At 72.6% G+C, this 21,889-nt stretch carries 22 protein-coding genes; 4 read left to right on the top strand and 18 right to left on the bottom strand.

From position 1 onward, the window contains the following. The 4 genes from bchJ to E2C05_RS08200 all read right to left on the bottom strand — a co-directional run. Positions 1–668 (bottom strand): bacteriochlorophyll 4-vinyl reductase (gene bchJ / locus E2C05_RS08215; RefSeq protein ID WP_133219128.1); only part of this gene is annotated, 668 nt, incomplete at its 3' end. A gap of 1 nt (position 669) precedes the next feature. After that, positions 670–2,364 (bottom strand): magnesium-protoporphyrin IX monomethyl ester anaerobic oxidative cyclase, encoded by a 1,695-nt coding sequence (bchE, locus tag E2C05_RS08210; protein ID WP_133219127.1) that lies wholly within the window; start codon positions 2,362–2,364, stop codon positions 670–672. 99 nt (positions 2,365–2,463) lie between these two features. Then, positions 2,464–3,024 (bottom strand): TspO/MBR family protein, encoded by a 561-nt coding sequence (locus E2C05_RS08205; RefSeq protein ID WP_133219126.1) that lies wholly within the window; start codon positions 3,022–3,024, stop codon positions 2,464–2,466. 267 nt (positions 3,025–3,291) lie between these two features. After that, positions 3,292–4,374, bottom strand: coding sequence for a phytoene/squalene synthase family protein (locus tag E2C05_RS08200; RefSeq protein WP_133219125.1), 1,083 nt, complete (start codon positions 4,372–4,374; stop codon positions 3,292–3,294). 129 nt (positions 4,375–4,503) lie between these two features. Here E2C05_RS08200 and E2C05_RS08195 point away from each other — a divergent pair, with 129 nt between their 5' ends. Then, positions 4,504–6,015 (top strand): alpha/beta hydrolase, encoded by a 1,512-nt coding sequence (locus E2C05_RS08195; protein WP_200305575.1) that lies wholly within the window; start codon positions 4,504–4,506, stop codon positions 6,013–6,015. A gap of 355 nt (positions 6,016–6,370) precedes the next feature. Here the strand turns inward: E2C05_RS08195 and E2C05_RS08190 are convergent, their stop codons facing one another. The 7 genes from E2C05_RS08190 to E2C05_RS08160 form a co-directional block, all read right to left on the bottom strand. After that, positions 6,371–7,414: a sulfate/molybdate ABC transporter ATP-binding protein gene (locus tag E2C05_RS08190; RefSeq protein ID WP_200305577.1), complete on the bottom strand. Its 1,044-nt coding sequence runs from the start codon at positions 7,412–7,414 to the stop codon at positions 6,371–6,373. A gap of 97 nt (positions 7,415–7,511) precedes the next feature. Then, positions 7,512–8,318, bottom strand: a complete 807-nt coding sequence (cysW, locus tag E2C05_RS08185) for a sulfate ABC transporter permease subunit CysW (protein ID WP_242481764.1) — start codon at positions 8,316–8,318, stop codon at positions 7,512–7,514. Positions 8,319–8,344: 26 nt separating this feature from the next. Next, entirely contained in the window at positions 8,345–9,178 is an 834-nt protein-coding gene (cysT, locus tag E2C05_RS08180) for a sulfate ABC transporter permease subunit CysT (protein ID WP_133219124.1), read from the bottom strand. After that, positions 9,175–10,194 carry a sulfate ABC transporter substrate-binding protein gene (locus tag E2C05_RS08175; protein ID WP_133219123.1) on the bottom strand — a complete coding sequence of 340 codons (1,020 nt, stop codon included), beginning with the start codon at positions 10,192–10,194 and terminating at the stop codon, positions 9,175–9,177. The genes cysT and E2C05_RS08175 overlap by 4 nt, the downstream gene beginning before the upstream one ends. Before the next feature lie 96 nt (positions 10,195–10,290). Beyond that, positions 10,291–10,704 carry a cupin domain-containing protein gene (locus tag E2C05_RS08170; protein WP_200305581.1) on the bottom strand — a complete coding sequence of 138 codons (414 nt, stop codon included), beginning with the start codon at positions 10,702–10,704 and terminating at the stop codon, positions 10,291–10,293. Between the two features lie 19 nt (positions 10,705–10,723). After that, on the bottom strand, positions 10,724–11,308 hold the full coding sequence (locus E2C05_RS08165; protein ID WP_200305583.1) for a thiamine pyrophosphate-dependent enzyme: 585 nt from the start codon (positions 11,306–11,308) through the stop codon (positions 10,724–10,726). Further along, positions 11,305–11,835 carry a thiamine pyrophosphate-binding protein gene (locus E2C05_RS08160; protein ID WP_133219121.1) on the bottom strand — a complete coding sequence of 177 codons (531 nt, stop codon included), beginning with the start codon at positions 11,833–11,835 and terminating at the stop codon, positions 11,305–11,307. The genes E2C05_RS08165 and E2C05_RS08160 overlap by 4 nt, the downstream gene beginning before the upstream one ends. 96 nt (positions 11,836–11,931) lie before the next feature. Here E2C05_RS08160 and E2C05_RS08155 point away from each other — a divergent pair, with 96 nt between their 5' ends. Together E2C05_RS08155 and E2C05_RS08150 are read left to right on the top strand one after the other, a co-directional pair. After that, positions 11,932–12,876, top strand: coding sequence for a LysR family transcriptional regulator (locus E2C05_RS08155; protein WP_133219120.1), 945 nt, complete (start codon positions 11,932–11,934; stop codon positions 12,874–12,876). Positions 12,877–12,956: 80 nt separating this feature from the next. Then, positions 12,957–14,120, top strand: a complete 1,164-nt coding sequence (locus tag E2C05_RS08150) for an acyl-CoA dehydrogenase family protein (protein WP_133219119.1) — start codon at positions 12,957–12,959, stop codon at positions 14,118–14,120. Positions 14,121–14,202: 82 nt separating this feature from the next. Here E2C05_RS08150 and E2C05_RS08145 read toward each other — a convergent pair whose 3' ends face one another. Together E2C05_RS08145 and E2C05_RS33995 are read right to left on the bottom strand one after the other, a co-directional pair. Then, complete coding sequence (locus E2C05_RS08145; protein ID WP_133219118.1) at positions 14,203–14,631, bottom strand: hypothetical protein; 429 nt, start codon at positions 14,629–14,631, stop codon at positions 14,203–14,205. 468 nt (positions 14,632–15,099) lie between these two features. After that, positions 15,100–15,363, bottom strand: coding sequence for a hypothetical protein (locus tag E2C05_RS33995; RefSeq protein ID WP_192912434.1), 264 nt, complete (start codon positions 15,361–15,363; stop codon positions 15,100–15,102). A gap of 123 nt (positions 15,364–15,486) precedes the next feature. Between E2C05_RS33995 and E2C05_RS08135 the strand changes: the two genes are divergently transcribed. After that, entirely contained in the window at positions 15,487–16,617 is a 1,131-nt protein-coding gene (locus tag E2C05_RS08135; RefSeq protein WP_133219117.1) for a CaiB/BaiF CoA transferase family protein, read from the top strand. 37 nt (positions 16,618–16,654) lie between these two features. Here the strand turns inward: E2C05_RS08135 and E2C05_RS08130 are convergent, their stop codons facing one another. The 5 genes from E2C05_RS08130 to E2C05_RS08110 form a co-directional block, all read right to left on the bottom strand. Further along, complete coding sequence (locus E2C05_RS08130) at positions 16,655–18,094, bottom strand: glycosyltransferase (RefSeq protein ID WP_133219116.1); 1,440 nt, start codon at positions 18,092–18,094, stop codon at positions 16,655–16,657. A gap of 9 nt (positions 18,095–18,103) precedes the next feature. Then, positions 18,104–18,919 carry a class I SAM-dependent methyltransferase gene (locus E2C05_RS08125; protein ID WP_158292010.1) on the bottom strand — a complete coding sequence of 272 codons (816 nt, stop codon included), beginning with the start codon at positions 18,917–18,919 and terminating at the stop codon, positions 18,104–18,106. After that, a complete protein-coding gene (locus E2C05_RS08120) occupies positions 18,897–19,961 on the bottom strand; it encodes a glycosyltransferase (RefSeq protein WP_133219114.1) in 1,065 nt (354 codons plus the stop codon). Before E2C05_RS08120 ends, E2C05_RS08125 begins: the two co-directional genes overlap by 23 nt. Before the next feature lie 257 nt (positions 19,962–20,218). Continuing rightward, a complete protein-coding gene (locus E2C05_RS08115; protein WP_133219113.1) occupies positions 20,219–21,244 on the bottom strand; it encodes an IS110 family RNA-guided transposase in 1,026 nt (341 codons plus the stop codon). A 72-nt stretch (positions 21,245–21,316) separates the two neighbouring features. After that, positions 21,317–21,625 (bottom strand): hypothetical protein, encoded by a 309-nt coding sequence (locus E2C05_RS08110; protein WP_133219112.1) that lies wholly within the window; start codon positions 21,623–21,625, stop codon positions 21,317–21,319. Positions 21,626–21,889 lie beyond the last annotated feature (264 nt).

Raw genomic sequence — 21,889 nt, 5'->3', positions numbered from 1 at the left:
GGGGCGCCGGCGCCCGGCGGGGCTCGCGGCGGCGAGGCGCTTGCGCGCGCGGCAGCCGCCGGGCCGTCGCGCCAGCGCAGCTCGAACACGCAGGCCGCGGCGCCCATCGCCTCGCAGGCCACCTCCGTCACCCGGGCGCGGGGATGCACCAGCCTGGCGAAGAGCCGCTCGAAGGTCGCGGCGTAGTAGTCGCAGGCGGGGTGGTCCAGCCGGGCGCCGCGGCAGAGCGGGCAGGACGCGATCGCCAGCCGCACGGGGTGCCCCGCCGCGCAGGCGAAGGCGCCGCCGCCCGCGAAGGTCCAGGCATGCCGCCGGATGGCCGAGAGCAGCACCCGCGCCGCGAGCGGCGCCGGCAACACGCGCAGCAGCCATTGCACCGGACGCGGGATGCGATGCGCCAGCAGGTAGTCGCCGGTGCGCAACCCCGCCTCCCGCGTCAGCGCCCGCAGTTGCGCCGGCGGCAACCGGGCGCGCAGCACGCGGTGCAGCGCCGTTACCTCCCGCTCATCCACCATGCGTTCGGGCGGGTCGTGGCGATAGCGCGCCAGCCCCGCCTCGGCGAAGAGCGCGTCCACCGCATCCCCCGGCAGGGCGGCATCCAGCGCCGCCGCCGCCTGGGTGATGGCATTCGGCCCGATGCGGCCGGCGACGGCGATGCCGCCGTCCATCTCAGTCGCCGCCCGATGCCGTCTGGGGCGGCGGCCGCGTGCCGCCGTCGCGCAGCGTCACGGGCGCCAGGCTCTCCGCCAGCTGCTCGGTGCCGCCGCCGCAGGCCCTGGCGGCCAGCGCCGACTGCTCGGCCGCGTTGGCGGTGGGCAGCTTCGCCTTCGGCCGGTGCATGGTCTTCCACATCGCATTGTGCGGCGCCTTGGCCACCGGCGCCGCCAGACTGCGCGTCGCGTCGAAGTGGAAATCCACGCTCTTCTTGGTCTGCGGGCCCCAGTAGCCGACCTTGCCCAGGTCGTAGAAGGTCCGCTTGAAGCCCGACTTCAGGAAGGCCTTCAGGCAGCCGACGAGGTAGCTGCGGCGCCGCCGGTCGAGGGTCCAGGGATACTGGAACAGCGCCTTGTTCATGTAGAATCGCCGGTAATTCGCCATGGTGCGGTCGAGCAGCGTCGCCCGGTCCATCGCATCCGGCTTCATGATCGGCGTGACGAAATTGTACTTCGAGAAGTCGAAGACCTCGACCTTGTCGCCCAGCTCCTGGAACAGGTCGCTGAACGGCCAGGGCGTGTACATCGCCCAGTTCGCCATGTCCGGGTTCCAGTCCCGGGCCATGCGGTAGGTCTCCTCCAGCGTCTCGACCGTCTCGTTCTCCAGCCCGACGATGAACTGCGCCTCGGTCACGATCCCGGCGGCGCGCAGCAGCTGGATCGCCTTCTTGTTCTGCGCGACCGTCGTCTCCTTGTTGAAGCGGTCGAGCTTGAGCTGCGCGGCGGCTTCCGTGCCCAGCGAGACATGGACGAGGCCGGCCTTGCGGTACAGCGGCAGCAGCGCCTCATCCCGCAAAATGTCGGTGACGCGGGTGTTGATGCCCCATTGCACCTTGGCCGGCAGGCCGCGGGCGATCATCTCCTCGCAGAACTGCACGAATTTCTTCTTGTGGATGGTGGGTTCCTCATCGGCCAGGATGAAGAAGCCGACCTGGTGGTCGCGCACCAGCGTCTCGATCTCGTCCACCACCTTCCTCGGGTCGCGCACCCGGTAGTCGCGCCAGAATTTCCACTGGCTGCAGAAGCTGCAGGTGAAGGGACAGCCGCGCGCCAGGTTCGGGATCGCCACGCGCGTGCCGGTCGGGATGTAGATGTACTTGCCCCAGTCGAGGATGCCCCAGTCCGGCGCGATCTTGTCCACATCGGCGATCGGCGGCGCGGCGGGGGTCGCCACCACCTCCGTCCCGTCATGATAGGCGATGCCCCTCACCGTGTTGCGTTCCGCCGGCCAGCGGCCTTCGTCGATGCAGCGGACGAGGTCGAGCAGCACCTGCTCCCCCTCCCCCCGCACCACGCAGTCGATCCAGGGCGCCTCCGCCAGCACCTGCGGGAACATGAAGGTGCCGTGGATGCCGCCCAGCACCGTCACCGCCTGCGGGCAGGCCTGCTTCGCCAGTTCCAGCACCGCCTCCGCCTCGTAGATCGCCGGCGTGATGGCGGTGGTGCCGACGAGGTCGGGCTGCAATTCCGCCAGCGCCTCCCGCAACTGATCATGCGAGAGGTGGTCGGTCATCGCGTCGATGAAGGTGACGTCGGTGTAGCCGGCGTTCTTCAGGTAGCCGGCGAGGTAGGCGACCCAGGCGGGCGGCCAGTTGCCGGCGATCTCGGCGCCGCCCGAGTGGTAGTTCGGATGAATGAGAACGATGCGCACCGGGCCACTCCCTCCCCCGGCCAGTGCCGGCTGGGACGGAAGGTTGCCCGCGCTTCTGTCAATCGGCCTTGACGCAGGTCAATGCCGTTTCGGTTGACGCTACTCGACGCGGCCGCGGTTGCGGCGCCACAGCTCCTCGCTCAGCAGCGCGGCGAAGCCGATCCAGGCGGCATAGGGCGCTGCCAGCCAGGCCGCCGGCCGGTCCACCCGCCGCGCCGCATCCAGATAGGCCACGGCATTCACCGTGGTGAGGGCGGCTTCCAGCGTCGCCGCGCCGCGCCGGCGCTGCCCGAAGCCGAGCCAGAGCCAGAGGGCGTTCAGCCCCTGGATGCCGAACCAATGGACCAGCGCGCGGCTGCGCTCCCGGCCGGGCGGGGCATTCCAGATGCGCGCGCCGGAGGCGGTGAGCGCGGCGTAGAGCGGGCCCCAGATGACGAAGGCCGCATCGGGCGGGTTGAAGGGCGGTTTCTCCAGCCTGTCGTAGTCGCGCCGCAGCCTGCCATGCGCCGGGGAGGGCGAGAAGCGCGCCGAGACCAGGGCGGAGGCGAGGACGGCGCCGCCGCAGACCGCGAGCGCGGTGGCGATGTCGGCGGTGCCGAGCGGACCGGCATTGCGCGGCACCAGGGCGCGGCGGGCGCCTTCGGCGAGGGCCTGGCTCATCGGGGATCGGCTCCGGGGTTCTGTCGCCGGCGGAACGCGGCGGCGGTGCCGCCCGTTGCGCCGGGCCCGGCCGGATGGGCGGCTACAGCGGCTTGCGTTCAGAATTGAACGCCGCGCCGCTGTCGCGCGGTGTTGTCGGAGCAGAGTAACGCTCCGGGCCGTTCACGGCCCTCCGCGACCCGCTCTGAGCCGCGTCGCGCCGGCCAGCGACAGGGCGGGCCGTTGCCGCGGGCCGTCGCCGCGGGCCGTCCGGCGGGACGGGGCGGCCTATTCCGCCGCCGGCGTGCCCCGCCCTAGCGCGCGGTCCTGCTCGATCTGCTCGAACAGCTCGAACATCCAGGCCACGCGCGCGCCGGTCCCCGGCTCCGGCACCGGCACGCGCACCTGCCGCGGCGCGGCCGCCACCGCCTCCACCAGGAACTGCGTCTCCGGCAGGCAGGGCGCCGCCGCGCCGCCGGCGGGCAGGGCGATGGCGCCCAGGCTGCGCGCCAGCAAGGCGAGCTTCCGCCGGTGGGAGACCACGGCCCGGCGCGAGACGCTGTCATGCCCGTTGCGCGCCACCTCGTGGCCGATCTCGGCATAGATCCAGCGCGCGGCGCCGATGCCCGGCCGGCAGGCCAGCGGCAGGCGGGCGATCCCGGCCTCCGACCGGCGATAGAGCGCCGCCGCCTCCGCCAGCAGCCGCGCCACCACGCGGCCGATCCGCGCATCGAAGCCGGGCGCCGCCAGCCAGGCCTCCGGGTCCAGCCCGGCCTCCCGCAGCCATTCCAGCGGCAGATACAGCCGGCCGGCCCGCGCATCCTCCCCCACATCGCGGGCGATGTTGGAGAATTGCATGGCGACGCCGAGATCGGCGGCGCGCGCCAGCACCGCCGGCCGCCGCTCCCCCATCAGCAGCGCCATCATGATGCCGACGGTGCCGGCGACGCGGGCGGCATAGGCGGTCAGGTCCGACAGCGTCTCGTAGCGGCGGCCCTGGCGGTCCCAGGCGAAGCCGTCCAGCAGCGCCTCCGGCACCGCCCGCGGGATGGCATAGCGGGTGACGACGGCGGCGAGCGCCCGGTCGGCCGGCAGGGGCAGCGGCCGCCCCTCGCAGGCCCGCGCCAGCCGGTCCTGCAGCATGGCCAGCGCCGCCGGGCTCGGGTCCAGGTCGATGGCGTCGTCCGCCACCCGGCAGAAGGCGTAGAGGGCGGTCGCCGGCTCTGCCACGCTGCGCGGCAGCAGCTTGGAGGCGGCGTGGAAGCTCTTCGACCCGCCGGCGAGCAGGGTGCGGCAATCGGCCAGGTCGGCGGCGCTCAGCACGGGGCTGAAGGCGGACCAGCCGGAACTCTCGGCCCGGGACAGGCGCATTCTCGCATTCCCCTCGCAGGGCCGCGGGCGGCGCCGCGACTGTCAGAAATCCAATCCGACGCTACTGTAAAGCGAAGCTGACAGATCCGGCCAGCCCTTTCCGGCGGCCCGGGATCGAAGGAGAACCGATTGCGACGCTGGTTTCCCGGGCTGGTCGCCCTGCTCGCCCTCGGCGCCATCGGCCTGGCGCTGGCCCGGATGCTGGCGCCGCTGCAGGGGCTGTCCGTCACGCAGATGCCGGTGGGCGAGATCCCGGCGACGCTCTACCGCCCCGCCGCGGGCGGACCGGCGCCGGTGGTCGTCATCGCGCATGGCTTCGCCGGGTCGCGCCGGATGATGGAGCCCTTCGCCACCACCCTGGCCCAGGCCGGCTTCATCGCCGTGACCTTCGACTTCCCCGGCCATGGCGGCAACCCGACGCCGCTTGCGGGCGGGCTGTCGGACGATGCGGCGGCGGCCGGGGTGCTGATGGCGGCGCTCGGCCGGGTGGTGGAGGCGGCGCGGCCGCTGGGCGACGGGCGCTTCGCCCTGCTCGGCCATTCCATGGCGGGCGACATCGTGACGCGCTGGGCCATCGCCCATCCGGGGGCGGAGGCGACCGTGGGCCTCTCGCTCTTCGCCAAGGGCGCCACCCCCGACCTGCCGCGCAACCTGCTGGTCATCGTCGGGGCCTGGGAGCCGGAGATCCTGCAGGCCGAGGCGCGCCGCCTGGTCGGCATGGCCGCACCCGGCGGCGTGGTCGAGGAGAACGTGACCTATGGCGACCCGGCCACCGGCAGGGCCCGCCGCCTCGTGCTGGCCGATGGCGTCGAGCATATCGGCGTGATCTATGCGCGGGAGAGCCTGGAGGCCGCCCGCGCCTGGCTGAACGCCGCCTTCGGCCGCAGCGCCGCGGGGCTGGTGGATGCGCGCGGCCCCTGGATCGGCGTGCTGCTGGGCGGGCTGGTGCTGCTGGCCTGGCCGCTCTCGCGCCTGCTGCCGCGGGTGGAGCCTCTGGCGCAGGGCGGCGGCCTGCCCTGGCGTCGCTTCTGGGTGGTGGCGCTGCTGCCGGCGGTGCTGACGCCGCTGGTGCTGCGGGTGGTGCCGACCCATGCGCTGCCGCTGCTGCTGGGCGACTACCTGGCGGCGCATTGCGCGCTGTACGGGGTGCTGACCGCGGCGCTGCTGTGGCGGCTGGGCGCGCCGCGGCCGCGCTGGCCGGGGCGGCCCGGTGGCGCCGCGCTGGCGGCAGCGGCGCTGGCGGGGTTCGCCATCCTCGGCATCGGGCTGGCGATCGACCGCTTCGCCCTGGCCTTCGTGCCGGCGCCCCACCGCGCCTGGCTGGTGCCGGTGCTGCTCTGCGGCACGCTGCCCTGGTTCGCGGCGGATGAATGGGCCGCGCGCGGGCCGGGCGCGGCGCGGCTGGCCTATCCGGCGACCAAGGCGCTGTTCCTGCTCTCGCTGGTGGGGGCGGTGGCGCTGGACCCGCCGCGGCTGTTCTTCCTGGTGATCATCGTGCCGGTGATGCTGGTCTTCCTGCTGGTCTTCGGCCTGCTGAGCCGCTGGGCCTTCCGGGCGACGGGGTCGCCCTGGCCGGCGGCGGCGGCCAATGCGCTGGCGCTGGCCTGGGCCATCGCGGCGACCTTTCCCGTCGTGCCGTAGAAGGCGCAGGCCAGCGCCGGCGCGGCGGCGCTGGCCTGCGCCGCAGCGTCCCCTGTCGTTCCGTTGCAGCACATCAGCCACTCTCGACGCAGCGACGCACGCCCAAGCCGATCCGCGCCGACGACGCAGCCGGCCAAACCGTCCCGAAACCATGCTTCACGCGCCGTCAGGGCGGCAGTGCATGCCTGCGCTGGCCTGCGGCATCACCGCGGCATGTGTGGTCGTTCCGCGAAGGCGTGTCAGGCGCCTTCGACACCGTCGATGGCGACCATTGCCCTCGGCCATGCTGGCGAAGCGGCGTCGAGCGCGCAATATGCGCCCGCGCGGAACGCGCTGCCGTCACGCCCGGCTTGCACTATTGCTGCGCGGCGAAGAACCGCGCCTCGGCGATGCTCAGCGCGCAGGCATCGCCCCGCCGCGGCGCGTCCCAGCCCGGCGCCGGCGCCGCCTCCAGCATCCGCCCGCCGGCCGCCACCACCAGGTGCAGCGCGCGGCCATCATGGCGCACGCCCTGCACCACCGCCCCCTCCCCCGGCGCCGCCAGCAACGCGCCCGGCCGCACGAAGGCCAGCGCCGGCCCATCCGGCAGGGACGTCGCCATCCCCGGCAGGGGCAACGGCGCGAAGCACGCCAGCCCGCCCGCCACCACGCAGGGCAGCCGGTTGCTGTCGCCCAGGAAACCCGCGACGAAGGCATCCGCCGGATGCTCGAACAGCGCCTCCGGCGCATCGAACTGCACCACCCGCCCGTCCCGCAGCAGGGCGATGCGGTCGGCGATCGCCATCGCCTCGTCCTGGTCATGCGTCACGAACAGCGTGGTGATGCCCAGCCGGTCATGCAGCCCGCGCAGCCAGAGCCGCAGGTCCTTGCGCACCTGCGCATCCAGCGCGCCGAAGGGCTCGTCCAGCAGCAGCAGCGGCGGCTCGATCGCCAGCGCCCGCGCCAGCGCCACGCGCTGCCGCTGCCCGCCCGAGATCTGCTCGGGGTAGCGCCGCTCCAGCTCCGGCACCTGCACCAGCGCCAGCAGGTCGCGCACGCGCCGGGCGATCTCGGCCTCGGCCGGCCGGCGCGCGCGCGGGCGGACGCGCAGGCCGAAGGCGACATTCTCGAACACCGTCATGTGGCGGAACAGCGCATAGTGCTGGAAGACGAAGCCGACGCCGCGCGCCCGCGCCGGCACGCCCGCCATGTCGCGGCCGCCCACCCGCACCCTGCCGGCATCGGGGAATTCCAGCCCGGCCAGGATGCGCAGCAGCGTGGTCTTGCCCGAGCCCGAGGGGCCGAGCAGCGCGACGAATTCCCCCTGCCGGACCGCCAGATCCACGCCATGCAGCGCCGGCCGCCCCGCGCCGAAGCGGCGGGTCAGCCCGGCGACATCCACGCCCAGCCCGGCGGTCATGCGGCATGACCCGGGCCTGGCAAGGCCGGCCGGCAGGCGCCGGGCGGCGCCTCGACCGACAGGGCCGGCCGCGCGCGATACCATCCCATCCCTGGTCTCATCCCGCCGCCCCGGCCTGTCGGCCCGCCAGCCTCTCCAGCAGCGCCTTGGCCCCGAGCGTCACCAGCGCCAGCAGCGCCAGCAGCGCCGCGACGGCAAACGCACCTGCGAACTGGTATTCGTTGTACAGGATCTCGACATGCAGCGGCATGGTGTTGGTCTGCCCGCGCACATGGCCGGAAACGACGGAGACCGCGCCGAATTCCCCCATCGCCCGGGCATTGCACAGCAGCACGCCGGACAGCAGCGCCCAGCGGATGTTGGGCAGCGTCACGCGGAAGAAGGTCTGCAACCCGCCGGCGCCGAGGGTCGCCGCCGCCTCCTCCTCCTCCCGCCCCTGGTCCTGCATCAGCGGGATGAGCGTGCGGGCGACGAAGGGGAAGGTGACGAAGACGGTCGCCAGCACCAGCCCCGGCAGGGCGAAGACGATGCGCAGCCCATGCGCCTGCAGCCAGGGCCCCAGCCAGCCATGCGCGCCGAACAGCAGCACCCAGACGAGGCCGGAAATGACCGGAGAGACGGCGAAGGGCAGTTCCACCAGCGTCACCAGCAGGCGCTTCCCGGGAAAGTCGAATTTGGCGATGCACCAGGCCGCGGCGACCCCGCCCAGCAGGTTCACCGGCACGGCGATGGCGGCCACCAGCAGGGTCAGGCTGATGGCGGCCAGCGCATCGGGCTCGGCGATGGCGGCTAGCGCGACGTCCCAGCCGCGCCGCAGCGCCTCGGCGAAGACCGCGACCAGCGGCAGCAGGAACAGCACGGCCAGCACCAGCAGCGCGGCCAGCAGCGCCAGGCGGCGGGCCAAGGCCGGATCCTGGGCGGCGGGGCGCGTCACGCCCGCGCCCAGGGCCGCAGCCGGCGCTGCGCCGCATTCACCGCCAGCAGCACGCCGAAGGCCAGCACCAGCATGGCCAGCCCGACCGCCGCGGCGCCGGCATAGTCGAACTCCTCCAGCCGGATGACGATCAGCAGCGGCGCGATCTCGGTCAGCATGGGCAGGTTGCCGGCGATGAAGATCACGCTGCCATATTCCCCGACCGCCCGGGCGAAGGCGAGGCCGAAGCCGGTCAGCAGCGCCGGCGCCAGCGCCGGCAGCACCACCCGCCGCAGCGCCTGGGCGCGGGTGGCGCCGAGCGTCGCCGCCGCCTCCTCCGCCTCCGCCGGCAGGTCGCGCAGCACCGGCTCGACCGTCCGCACCACGAAGGGCAGGCCGACGAAGACCAGCGCGATCAGCACGCCCCAGGGGGTGAAGGCGATGCGCCAGCCGAGGCTGGCGCCGAGCGGCTCGCCGACCCAGCCATTCGGCGCATAGAGCGCGGTCAGCGCCACGCCGGCGACGGCGGTGGGCAGGGCGAAGGGCAGGTCCACCATGGCATCCGCCAGCCGTCGCCCGGGGAAGCGGTAGCGCACCAGCACCCAGGCGATCAGCAGGCCGAGCGGGACGTCGAGCGCCGCCGCCGCCAACGCCGCGCCGAAGGACAGGCGCAGCGCCGCCAGCACCCGCGGCTGCGTCACCGACTCCCAGGCGCTCGCCACCCCCAACTCCCAGGGCCGCAGCGCCAGCGCCGCCAGCGGCAGCAGCACGATGGCCGAGAGCCAGAGCAGCGTGACGCCGAGCGAGAGGCCGAAACCGGGCAGCGCGCTGCGCGGCCGCCACCCGGTCATCGCCCGGGCCGGTAGAGCCGGTCGAAGGCGCCGCCATCGGCGAAATGGGTCTTCTGTGCCTCCCGCCAGCCGCCGAAGGCGGCGATCGTGACGAGGTCGAGCGACGGGAAGGTCGCGGCATGCTCGGCCAGGATGGCGGCGTCGCGCGGGCGGTAGAAATGCCGCGCCGCCAGCCGCTGCGCCTCCGGCGCATAGAGGCCCTGCAGATACGCCTCCGCCACCGCGCGGGTGCCGCGGCGGTCCACCACGCGGTCCACCACCGCGACCGGCGGCTCCGCCAGGATGGACAGGCTGGGGGCGACGATGTCGAAGCGGCCTTCGCCGAACTCCTTCAGCGCCAGATGCGCCTCGTTCTCCCAGGCCAGCAGCACGTCGCCCAGGCCGCGCTGGGCGAAGGTCGTGGTGGATCCGCGCGCGCCGGTGTCGAGCACCGGCACGTTGCGGTAGAGGCGCGCCACGAACTCCTCGGGGTTGCCCTGGCGCTGCGCCCAGGCCCAGGCCGCCAGGTAGTTCCACCGCGCCCCGCCGGAGGTCTTCGGGTTGGGCGTGATGACCTGGAGGCCCGGCTTCGCCAGGTCGCCCCAGTCCCGCAGCCCCTTCGGATTTCCCTTCCGCACCAGGAAGACGATGGTGCTGGTATAGGGCGCGCTGTCCTGCGGCAGCCGGGCCTGCCAGTCCGCCGCGATCAGGCCACGGTCGGCGATGCTGTCGATGTCATAGGCCAGGGCGAGGGTGACGACATCCGCCTCCAGCCCGTCGATGACCGAGCGGGCCTGCCGGCCCGAGCCGCCATGCGAGGTGTTGACCCGCAGGGCCTGGCCGGACCGGGCACGCCACTGGGTGGCGAAGGCGGCATTGTAGTCGCGGTAGAATTCCCGCGTCGGGTCGTAGGAGACGTTGAGCAGCGTCGCCTCCTGCGCCCGGGCGGGCACCGGCAGGGCGAGCGCCGCGGCGCCGGCGAGCAGGGCGCGCCGCGCCGGGGCGGCGAACGACGGGTCGGTGCGGGCTCCGGTCATGGCTCCTCCGGCGGCCGCGGGGCGGCCGGCCTCTATCACGATGTAGGAGCGTGTTAGTTTCCCTGAATCCGATCGATCCGCAAGGTATTTTCGTTTTTACGATCTTGGATCGCGTAACGAACTGCCCTCCCGGTGCCCGTCAGGGGGCGCCGAAGCCCGTGCCCGGCACCCGGTCGTCCGGCCGCGGCGGGGCGACGATGTCGGGCCGGCGGCACCCGCCGGCCCCGCCCGCATGGCGTGCGGCACGCCGCCGGGCCTGCGCCAGGCATCGCCCTTCGCCACCGCGATCGCCTCGTCGCCCCGCATGCGGATGGCGCTGCCGCCCGGCAGCACGCCCCATTGCTCCTCCGGATGGCGGTGCAGCACGCCGGTGGCGTTCGGCGCGATGACGACGACGGACAGCATCGCCCCCTCGCCCGGGACGATCGTGGCGCTCATCCCCGGCGCCAGGTCGCGGGCGATCCCGCCGACCGGGGCGTCGAGGTCGTGGAATCCGGCCCCCTGGCCCATCGCGGTCCTCGCCTGCTGCTCAGGCCGGCTGGAAGCCGAGCGCCGCGCGGAAGCGGTTCTTGCCATGCACGCCGTCGCGCGGCGGCAGCGCCCGCGGCAGATCCGCCGCCGCGATCTTCACCACGGCGAGGGTCAGGCTCTCCATCGCGTGGATGCGGCGGCGCAGCGGCGCGATGCCCTGCCGCTCCGTCACGCGGTCCACCACCGGGAAGCCGCAGGCCTCGGCGACGCGGGTGAGCTCGATGCCCTGGCCGGCATGGCTCGGCTGCATCCCGGTCTCGCCGAAATGGCCGTTGTCCAAGATGACGATGCCGAGGTTGCGCGGCCGCCGCAGCGCGATGGTCGCCAGCGCGCCGAGGCCCATCAGCGCCTCGCCATCGCCGGTCACCACCATGACGGGCCGGTCCGGCTGCGCGGCGGCCAGGCCGAGGCCGACCGTCATGGCGCTGCCCATCGCCGCCCACAGATAGTAGTTCAGGTCGTGGTCGCCCGCGGCCATGACGTCGTAGGAGGGCGAGCCGAGCCCGCTGACGACGCAGAGCGCGCCGCGGTCGCGCAGCAGGTCGGCGACCACCGCCCGCCGGTCCAGGGTTCCGCCGGTCACTTCACCCACTCCTTCCGCCCGATCAGCCGCTGCCCGAGCAGGACGGCGCAGGCGGCGTCGCCCTCGAAGGCCATGCTGGCCGCGCCCTGCAGCAGCGGCCGCACCTGTTCCGGCTCCTCCGCGCGCCAGGTCAGCACGCCCATCAGCCGCAGCGCCGGCTCGGTCGCCTGGCCCATCGGGGTCTGCCACGGGTTGAACTCGGCCCAGTCGCCGCGCATCGTCACCACCGTCAGGAAGGGGAAGCGGGCGCAGGCGACGAGGCCGAGCGTGTTGATGCAGTTGCCGACGCCCGAGGACTGCATCAGCAGCGCGCCGCGCTCGCCGCCCAGCCAGGCGCCGGCGAGGTAGCCGATGCCCTCCTCCTCGGTGGTCAGCACCACCGCGTTGATCTCCGGGTCGGCCTCGGCGAGGCGGATCGCCGTGGCATGGCCGGCATCCGGCACATAGGCGACATGCCGCACCCCGGCGGCCTTGAGCACGTCGAACACGTCCTGCCGCCAGGATGCGGCGTCTGGGTCGGGGGTCATGGGAACCTCTGCTGGCGCCCGGCAGTCCTAGGCGGGGCGGAGGCAGCACGAAATTCGAATATGGAGCTTTCCGCCATGCCGTGATTCTATGGCCCGGTGGATCTCAGGCAGCTCGCCACCTTCCTCCAGGTCGCCGAGCTCGGCAGCCTCAGCCGGGCCGCCGAGCGGCTGCGGATCGCCCAGCCCGCGCTGAGCCGGCAGATCCGCCTGCTGGAGGCGGAGCTGGGCACGCCGCTCTTCCTCCGCCACGGCCGCGGCATGCAGCTCACCGCCGCCGGGGACCGGCTGCGCGGCCGCGCCGGCGCCATCCTGCGGCAGGTGGAGGAGACACGCGCCGACCTCGCCGAGGCGGCCGGCGCGGTGCGCGGCAAGGTGGTCTTCGGCCTGCCGCCGACCGTCGGCGCGGTGCTGACGGCACGGCTGGTCGAACGCTTCCTCGCCGCCCATCCGGAGGCGACCTTGCGGGTGGTGCAGGGCTTCAGCGGCTACCTGCTCGACTGGCTGCAGGGCGGCGAGCTCGACCTGGCCGTGGTCTATGCCGGCGGCCAGGGCGCCGGGGTGCGCCAGACCCCGCTGCTGACGGAAGGGCTGTGCTTCGTCGGCCCGCCCGGGCCGGGCCTTGCGCCGCACCAGGCGATCGGCTTCGCCGAGGCGATGCGGGAGAGGCTGGTGCTGCCGGGGCCGGCGCATGGGCTGCGCCGGCTGGTCGAGGCCGAGGCGGCGCAGCGCGGGCTGGCGCTGCGGATCGCCGTGGAGGCGGACGACCTGTCGGTGCTGAAGGCGCTGGCCATGCGGCGGCTGGGCGGCACGGTCCTGCCGCTGGCGGCGGTGCGGGAGGAGGTGGCGGCCGGGCTGCTCGGCGCCGCGCCGATCATCGACCCGCCGCTGACCCGCAAGCTGGCGGTCGCCGAGCCGCTGGGCCGCCACCCGTCCAACGCCGCGACCGCCTTCGCCCGCCTGCTGCGGGCCGAGGTCGCGGGCATGGTCGAGGCCGGGATCTGGAGCGGGCAGCTCCTCCGCGGCGATCGAAATCCGGCATAGCGGATAGGCCGGGATTCTGGTTTCCCGAGGGGGCCGGATGCGGCCAGGGTCGGCGCGCCGCCGCCGGAGACCGCACCCGCATGGACCCCACGCAAGCCGACCCGCATGCCGAGATCCGGGAGGAGGTTGCGAAGCTCTGCGCCCGCTTTCCCGGGGAGTACTGGCGCCGGGTGGACCGCGACCGCGCCTACCCGACCGAGTTCGTCCAGGCGCTGACCGAGGCGGGCTATCTCGGCGCGCTGATCCCCGAGGAGTTCGGCGGCGCCGGGCTGCCGCTCTCGGCCGCGGCGGCGATCCTCGAGGAGATCCACCGCTCCGGCGGCAATGCCGGCGCCTGCCATGCGCAGATGTACATCATGGGCACCATCCTCAAGCATGGCAGCCCGGAGCAGAAGACGCGCTACCTGCCGAGGATCGCCAGCGGCGCGCTGCGGCTGCAGGCCTTCGGCGTGACCGAGCCGACGAGCGGCACCGACACCACCGCGCTGCGCACCGTGGCGAAGCGCGAGGGCGACCGCTACATCGTCAACGGCCAGAAGATCTGGACCAGCCGCGCCGAGCATTCCGACCTGATGCTGCTGCTGGCCCGCACCACCCCGCGCGGCGAGGTGCAGAAGAAGACCGACGGGCTGTCCACCTTCATCGTCGACATGAAGGCGGCGCTGGGCAACGGCCTGACCATCCGGCCGATCCGCACCATGATGAACCACAACACGACCGAGGTGTTCTTCGACAACATGGCGGTGCCGGCGGAGAACCTGGTCGGCGTGGAGGGCAAGGGCTTCCGCTACATCCTGGACGGGATGAATGCCGAACGCCTGCTGATCGCCAGCGAGAGCATCGGCGACGCCAAGTGGTTCATCCGGAAGGCGGTGGACTACAGCAAGGAACGGGTGCTGTTCGGCCGGCCGATCGGGCAGAACCAGGGCGTGCAGTTCCCGATCGCCCGCGCCTATGCGCAGATGCGCGCGGCCGAGGCGCTGCTGAAGACCGGGCTCGAGAAGTTCGAGGCGGGCCTTGCCTGCGGCGAGGAGGCGAACATGTCGAAGATGCTGGCGGCCGAGGCGGCCTGGGCGGCCGGCGAGGCCTGCATCCAGACCTTCGGCGGCTTCGGCTTCGCCGAGGAGTACGACGTGGAGCGCAAGTACCGCGAGGCGCGGCTCTACCAGGTGGCGCCGATCAGCACCAACCTCGTGCTCAGCTATGTCGGCGAGCATGTGCTCGGCATGCCGCGAAGCTACTGACCCGGCGGTGCCGATGTCCTGAGTCGGGCACCCCGGTATCGCGCGCGGGCGTGGCGTGGCCGCCGCGCGGCAGGCACGATGATCATGCCGGTCGACCGGTGTGCCGGCCGGCATGTGGCGCGTCCGCCGCCCGGCGGGCGCTGAGGAACTCCGCCCCGCAGGACAGCTTCGCGGCCAGCGGCGAAGCCGGCGCCACCACGCGCCAGAAGGGGGCGGGGTCGGGATCGCCCGCCGCCAGCCTCTCCAACGCCCGCTCCGCGATGATGCGGAGAAAGATGCCGGTGGAAGCCGGGCAGGTGGCATCCGCCCCATGCTCCCGCGCCAGTTCGGCCCGCAGCGTGGCGGGATCCTGCGTCGTGCCGGCGGGAATGGCGCGGATGCGCGTCTCCAGCAGCGCCGGGGACGCGATGAACAGGCGCTGGCCCTGCTTCAGCCCGGCGAAGGGCTTGTCCAGCACCACGACATGCGGCGGCTTCGCACCCTGGAATTTCGCGTCCCAGCTCTTCGTCATGCATCCCGGCCCGTCATCGCCGGCCACCCCTGCCGGCGGCGCCTGACCTGTGGTGGCCGCGGCCGCGGCGCAAGCCGGGCAGCCACCCTATGCCGACGGCCGCCGATAGCGACCGCGATCGACGCCCGCCCGATCGCGGGGCGGTCTGCGCCGCATCGCGGGGCGGTCTGCGCCGCAAGCCTTGCCGACGCGGCGCCCGTCCGGGCGCCCGGCCTGCAGGGACCATCCATGCCGGTGGCATGACCTGCGACGTGATGACGCGCCGCGCCGCCTTGCGGCGAGGCTTCTCCGCGCCAGGGCCGCGGCCCGGCCCCCGCCAGGAGAACCAGCCATGCGACCGGGCATCCTCGCCGCCCTGCCCCTTGCTGCCATGCCGCTCGGGGCCGCGACCATCACCATCGACGTTCCGGCGACGGAGGATGCCATCATCCCCGACAATCTGGGCGCGCAGCCGGGCGCCGGCATCACCTACCGGAACCGCGCCACATTGGGATGCTGCGCCTTCAGGACAAGCCGCAGCGCCTCGGCCAGCCTGACATTGCGGGGAGCCGCCAGGTCCGGGGCGTGGCGGAAGGCCGGGGCGAAGCCGGCCGCAAGGAACGGCTCGTTCTGCGCCCGCCCCGTCTCCAGGAAGGAAAGGTGCCGCGCCGAGGTGTCCGCTGCCAGGGCGAAGTCGAGCTGGCTTTCGCCGCGCAGCAGGCGCCAGCGCCGCAGAAGAGGGCCGCAGGACATTCCGGGAGCATAACCCCGGGGCCGTCGGCCGGCGCTAGCCGCCGCGCCGGGCCTGGGCGGCTGGCCGGCCCGGCGGGGCGCGGCTAGATTGCCGCAACGTCGCCGGCCGGTCGGGAGAAATGCATGTCGGGATCGAAGCCCCTCGAAGGGCTGCTGGTCGTCTCCATGGAGCAGGCCGTCGCTGCGCCCTACTGCGCCTCCCGCCTCGCCGATGCCGGGGCGCGCGTCATCAAGATCGAACGGGCGGAGGGCGACTTCGCCCGCGCCTATGACGCGGTGGCGAAGGGCCAGTCCAGCTACTTCGTCTGGCTGAACCGCGGCAAGGAAAGCCTCTGCCTCGACATCAAGAATCCGGCGGACAAGGCGCTGCTGGCGAAGCTGATCGCCCGCGCCGATGTCTTCATCCAGAACCTCGCCCCCGGCGCCATGGCCCGGGCCGGGTTCGCGTCCGCCGCGCTGCGGGAGAAGCATCCGCGGCTGATCACCGTGGACATCAGCGGCTATGGCGATGAGGGCGACTACGCCACGATGAAGGCCTACGACCTGCTGGTGCAGGCGGAATCCGGCCTCGCCTCCATCACCGGCCGGGCGGAAGGCGCGGGGCGCGTCGGCGTCTCGGCCTGCGACATCGCCTGCGGCATGCACAGCTATGCCGCGGTGCTGGAAGCGCTGATCGAGCGCGGCATCACCGGCCGCGGCAAGGGCATCGCCGTCTCGCTCTTCGACGGCATGGCGGACTGGATGACGGTGCCGCTGCTGCAGTACGAGGGCACGGGCAGGAACCCGCCGCGCATCGGCCTCGCGCATCCCTCCATCTGCCCCTACGGCGCCTTCGAGACCGCGGACGGCCACCCCGTCCTGATCGCCATCCAGAACGAGCGGGAATGGGCCGGCTTCTGCGAGGCTTTCCTGGAGGATGCCGGGCTGCCGGCGCGCGAGGGCTTCCGCAGCAACAACGAACGCGTCGCCCACCGGCCCATGGTGGATGCCCATATCGCCCGCGTCTTCGCCGGCCTGACCCGGGAGGAATGCGCCGCCCGGCTGCGCCGCGCCAACACCGCCTATGGCTTCGTCAACGACTGCGAGGGGCTGCGGACGCATCCGGCGCTGCGGCGGGTGACGGTGGAGACGCCGAACGGACCGGTGCAGGTCGGCGCGCCGCCGGCCCGCCTCTCGGACGGGCCGCGGGCTCTGGGCGCGGTGCCCGCCATCGGCCAGCATTCGGCGGCGATCCGCGCCGAGTTCGGCGGCTGACCGCCGGGGCCCGCCGCCCGCCCGGGCGGGCGGCGCCTCAGGACGCCTTGCGCAGCGCCACCGGCCGGTCCGCCAGCGCTTCCTGCAGCGCCTGGCGGAATCGGGCCGGGCTGCGCTCGGCCACGTAGCGTGCCATCGCCGCCGCGCTGGGCGGCGCGGCAAGCGTCTGCTCGATCGCCGCCGCGATCTCCTCCGGCGTTGCCTCGGGCGGCACGCTGGCGACCGCATCGCCGAACTCGCGGAAGCTGCCGAGGTCGGAGACGATGGTCGGCCGCCCCAGGCAGAGCAGCTGCGGCACGATGCCGCTGCTCTCGCCGAGGTTGCGGGACCGCAGCTGCAGGCCGATGTCGCAGTCCAGCATGCATTGCAGCAACTGCAGGTCGCTGGGGCCGTCGAACAGCGTGACATCCAGCCCGTCCCAGAGACGGGCATTCGTCGCGGCATAGGCGCGGACGCCATAGCCGGCGAGGAGGAGCCGCAGCCGTTGACCGCGGTCCTGCAGCAGCCGCGCCGCGGCGATGATCGCATCGGTGCGCTTCGACGTCCCGGGGATGCCGAAGCTGCCGATCGTGATGGTGCCGTCCGGGTCCTCCACCCGCGTGGCGCGGGCCTCCGCCATCATCTCCGGCGCGCCGCGCGGCAGGAAGACGGGATGGAAGACCCGGCTGATGGTGGTGTCGGTGCCGGCCAGGTCGTCCTGGAGCAGAGCCTCGGCGGCGGCGGAGTTCACCACGAAGCGCTTCACGCCGAGGCTGGCGAACCAGCGTGGGCCAAGGATCCCGGCCTCCACCAGTTTCTCGTGCACCTCCCACTCCACCAGGCCGGGCGCCAGCGCCTCCGGCAGCGGCCGGCCATAGATGGTCTGCATGGACTGCACCATCTCCTGCGCCGAGATGCCGCTGCCGTTCTGCACCAGGTTCAGCAGGCAGGGGTCGTGGACATAGAGCACGCAGCGATCGAGGCCGCTGAAGGCGCCGAGCTTCTTCAGCGCCTTGTGGACCCAGTAGCAATGCGGCGAGTTGCCGATGGCGAAGACGATGGCACGGTAGCCGACGGTCTGGTCGGCGGTCAGCAGGGTGCCGATGTCGAGCAGCCGCGGACCGCCTTGCCCCGCGCCGCCCGCCAGCAGCGCGCCCAGCGCGCCGAACCAGTCGGCGTCGATTGTCGGGCAGAAGATGTCGACAGGCCCGTCATGCCCCAGCCAGGAATAGAGCGAGCAGGCGGCGATGCCGGTATCGTCGGGCGGCATGTTGCTGACGAAGGCGATGCGCCCGGCACCGGGCGCTCCGGCGGTGATCGCCTGGAAGCTGCGCGACAGCGTCACGCCGCCGCCATCCAGCCCGGCGGCCAGTCGCGTGTCGATGTAGTGCTTGATGTCGTGGAAGCGCCAGCCGTTGATGGTGACGTTCAGGTTCTCGGCATGGCGGGCGAGGCCCGGCGAGACCCGGGCGACGAGGCGGAAGGCCTGGCGCAGCATCACGCGGCCTCAGACATAGAGGCCGGCGGGCCAGCGGTCGACGACGCCGGACACCTTGCGGGCGCGCAGCATGATGCAGTCCCCCCGGTGGTCGGTGGTCAGCCCGTTGCGGGCCAGCAGCGCGAGCGCCTCGGGCATCGGCGCCTCGAACACGTCCGTGGTCTCGAGCGTCACCGGCTCGAATCCGGCGGCACGGGCCAGCTGCGCCACCGCATGCACGTCCCATTCGATGTTGTGCCGGTAGGGCGAGCGCGAGCGCTCGTACTGCATGAAGAAATGCGGGCGGTAGCCATGCGCGATCTTCCAGAAATTCCGCGCCGAGCAGCAATTGGGCGTGGTCAGCACCAGCTCCGCGCCCATCTGGCAGACCCGGTTCACCTCGACCAGCATGAACATCGGATCGATGTCCATATGCTCCAGCACCTCGCAGCACAGCACCATGGCGAAATGCTCGGGCGGCACCGGCAGCAGGTCGTGCTCGAGGTTGACGCTGAAGGTCGGGTTGCGGGTTTCCATTCCCGCGGCGGCCACCGCGCGGTGGTAGTATTTTCGCTCGATCTCGGTGCTGAACACCGACCCGAAGACCTCGTCGTAGCCGAAGACGTGCCGCAGCGCGACCTGCAGGAAATCCGTGGCCCCAAGCTCGAGCGCGCGCGCCCCGGCCTCCTGCGCCGGCGCGATCAGGTCCAGGGTGCCGGCGAAGCGCGGCCGATGCTTCAGGTAGTAGCCCTTGTCGAAATCCTGGCTGCCGGCTTGGCGTTCCAGTTCCTCGACATGCCGGTCGAACAGGTCGAGCGCGCGCTCAACCCTGTTGCCGTCGGTCATCATGCACCTCGTAGCTGGGGATGGGGGCGGCCGGCACGGGACGCGGGGCGGGACACAGGCCGAGCGCGGCGAGCGCCGCCGCCAGGCCGGCATCGCCGAGGCGCGACGCCACGGCCGCCTGCCCGGCCCGGCCCAGCCTGCGACGCAGCGCCGCATCGGCGGCGAGCGCCGAGAGTGCGGCCGCGGCGGCGCCGATATCGGGCTCCGCCCAGAGCGCGCCCGGCAGCGCATAGACCCCGCGCGGATCCTGGACCGGGGTGAGGCGGTAGGGCACGGGAACTCCGCAATCGGGGCCGAGATATTCCGTGGTCGCGGACCAGTCGGTCGCCACCACCGGCAGGCCGAGCGCCATCGCCTCCGCCGGCACCAAGCCAAACCCCTCGCTGCGATGAAGGGAAAGCACGATGTCGGCATTCCGCATCAGCGCGAAATTGTCGGGCCCGTCCAGGGTCCGCGTCTCGATCGCGACATTGTCCAGGCCGGCGGCCTGCGCCCGCAGCCGGGCCAGGTCGTCGGGGAAGGCGCGATGGCCCGACACCTTCAGCACTAGCAGCGTCGACTCGCTGTCGCCGAAGGCGTGGCGGAAGGCGGCGATGGCGCCTTCCGGATTCTTCCGCATGGGCGAGGAGCCGAGGCTGAAGGAGGCGAGCACGATGGTGCGGTCGCCGGGCAGGCCGAAGGCGCCGCGGTCGAGCGCGGAGGGCACGAGGCGCGACCCGCCAACCGGATGCGGCACATGGCGGACCAGGCCGGGCCAGGCGCGACGCACCGCATCCCGCACGAAGCGCGATGGTGTCCAGACCTCGTGGACCAGGCTGAAGGCAGGCGCCCAGGCCGCCGGAATGGCCGCCAGTTCCCAGGCCCAGAAGCCGATGACGCGGCGGCGGCCGAGCAGCTGCCGGCCGAGCCGCAGCAATGTCCAGGCCAGGATGGGCGGGTTTACGTGCAGGATGACCGGCGCCCCCTCCGGCACCCCGTCCAGGTCGATCGCCGGCGGGTCGGCGGTGCGGTCGCCGCCCGGCACGATGCCCGCTACGTCCACGCACCATCTGTGGACGCCCCCTTCAGGGCAAGGGAAAACCGCAGGAGTGCGGTGACGCGTAGTCGGATGCTGCCATCTGTCCGGCCTCTATCGCGGCCATGGACCGCCGGCCTGCATGGGAGTTCGCGGATTGGGTCCACATCAGACCCGCGTACTCAGGGTACGTTGGTGCGGCCTGGTTCTCCCAATCCCGTCTCGTCGACTATTGCGCCATGTCCTCCGTTCGCTCGCCCTACGCCTCAGTGACCGCGGCGGAGTTACGCCGCCACAGCCGGAGCCTTGTACGTCCCGCCCCTGACCAGCAGGGCCCAGACGATGCGGGCCGTCTTGTTGGCCAGCGCGGTGGTGACCAGCATGCGCGGCTTGCGCGCGAGCATCTGGGCCAGCCATGAGCCCGGCGCCGCCCCGCGATGAACGGCCCAGCGCACCACCGCGCTGGCGCCCAAGATGAGCAGCCGTCGGATGGTCCGCTCACCCATTTTCGAGATAGCTCCGAGCTTCTGCTTGCCCCCTGTCGACTTCTGCAGCGGCGTCAGCCCCAGCCAGGCCGCAAAGTCGCGCCCTGCCCGGAAGCCCTCTGGCGCCGGCACCAGAGCGGTGATCGCGGTTGCTGCGATCGGACCGATGCCTGGGATTGTCATGAGCCGCCGCGCGACAGGGTCGTCCTTCGCGCGCCGACCAATCTGGGCATCGAGGTCGTTGATCTGCTTCCCGAGCACCTCGATGCTGTCAATAAGTACTTGCAGAATGTCTCGTGCAGCTTGCGGTATAGACGATGTCTCGTCCTTGACCAGAGCGATTAGCTGATCGACGTGATCGGTTCCCTTTGGCACGACATGGCCATACTCGGTCAGGTGCCCGCGCAACGCGTTGATGCACTGCGTCCGTTGCCGCACCAGCAGGTCGCGGGTCCGGAACACAAGGGCGTTCGCCTGCTGCGTGTCAGTCTTCACCGGCACGAAGCGCATGCTTGGCCGCTGCGCTGCTTCGCAGATCGCCTCGGCATCGGCCACGTCGCTCTTCTGCCGCTTGACAAAGGGCTTGACGTAGGCCGGCGGGATCAGCCGCACGGTATGGCCCAGCTTGCCAAGTTCTCGTGCCCAGTGGTGCGCACCGCCACAGGCCTCCAGCGCCACGAAACATGGTGCCTGTCGGGCAAAGAACTCGAGCACCTTGGCCCGCACCAGGCGTTTGCGGAACACCACATGCCCATCCGCATCGACGCCGTGCGCCTGGAAAACGTTCTTCGCAATATCCAGCCCGATCGTGCTAGCCTCTCCCACGGACGCCTCCTCTGGTGGTTGCTTAACACCTCCACCTTGGCACATTGATGCCGTCGGGGGGCGTCCACCCCATCAGACCCGCACGCCCAGCCGCAGCAGCGCGTCGCGCATCAGCCTTGCCCCGGCGCCGACGCCGGTCGGCAGGCCGAATTCGCCGACGAGGACGACGCCGCCCGCCGGCGGCAGCGGCGCCGGATGCGGCCGCGGTGCCAGCCGCTGTGAGAGGCGGGCGAACAGGCGCTGCCGGAAATCCCGCGGCATCAATCGATAGGCCCGATGCGCGATCCGGATCGCATCGAAGCCGGCGCGACCGCGCCCCGTGTCGAGGCACGCATCCTCGAAGGGTAGGGCCGGGGCCGTCGTGCGGCTCGGAGCAGGCATGTCACCTCCTGTCGCCGTTCGGGTGCAGCGCGCGGGGTGCTTACAGGATCTAAAGAATATTGCATACTTTACCGAGTTGCAGATCCCGGCCGCACTGCATGTCCTGCGCGAAGCGGCACCATTGCCGGCCCATGACAGAGCCCGGCTGAAGCCCTTCCCTGGGCCCCTCGCGGCATCTTGCGCAGGCCGGGCGATGTGCTCGCCGCGGCGGGGAAGGATCGCGGCACTAGCCCCTGCGGACGGCACCACCGGACGCCACCCGCT

This window comes from Paracraurococcus ruber, from assembly GCF_004353985.1.
Taxonomy (GTDB): domain Bacteria; phylum Pseudomonadota; class Alphaproteobacteria; order Acetobacterales; family Acetobacteraceae; genus Paracraurococcus; species Paracraurococcus ruber.
This window is presented reverse-complemented; position numbering and strand designations above follow the sequence as displayed.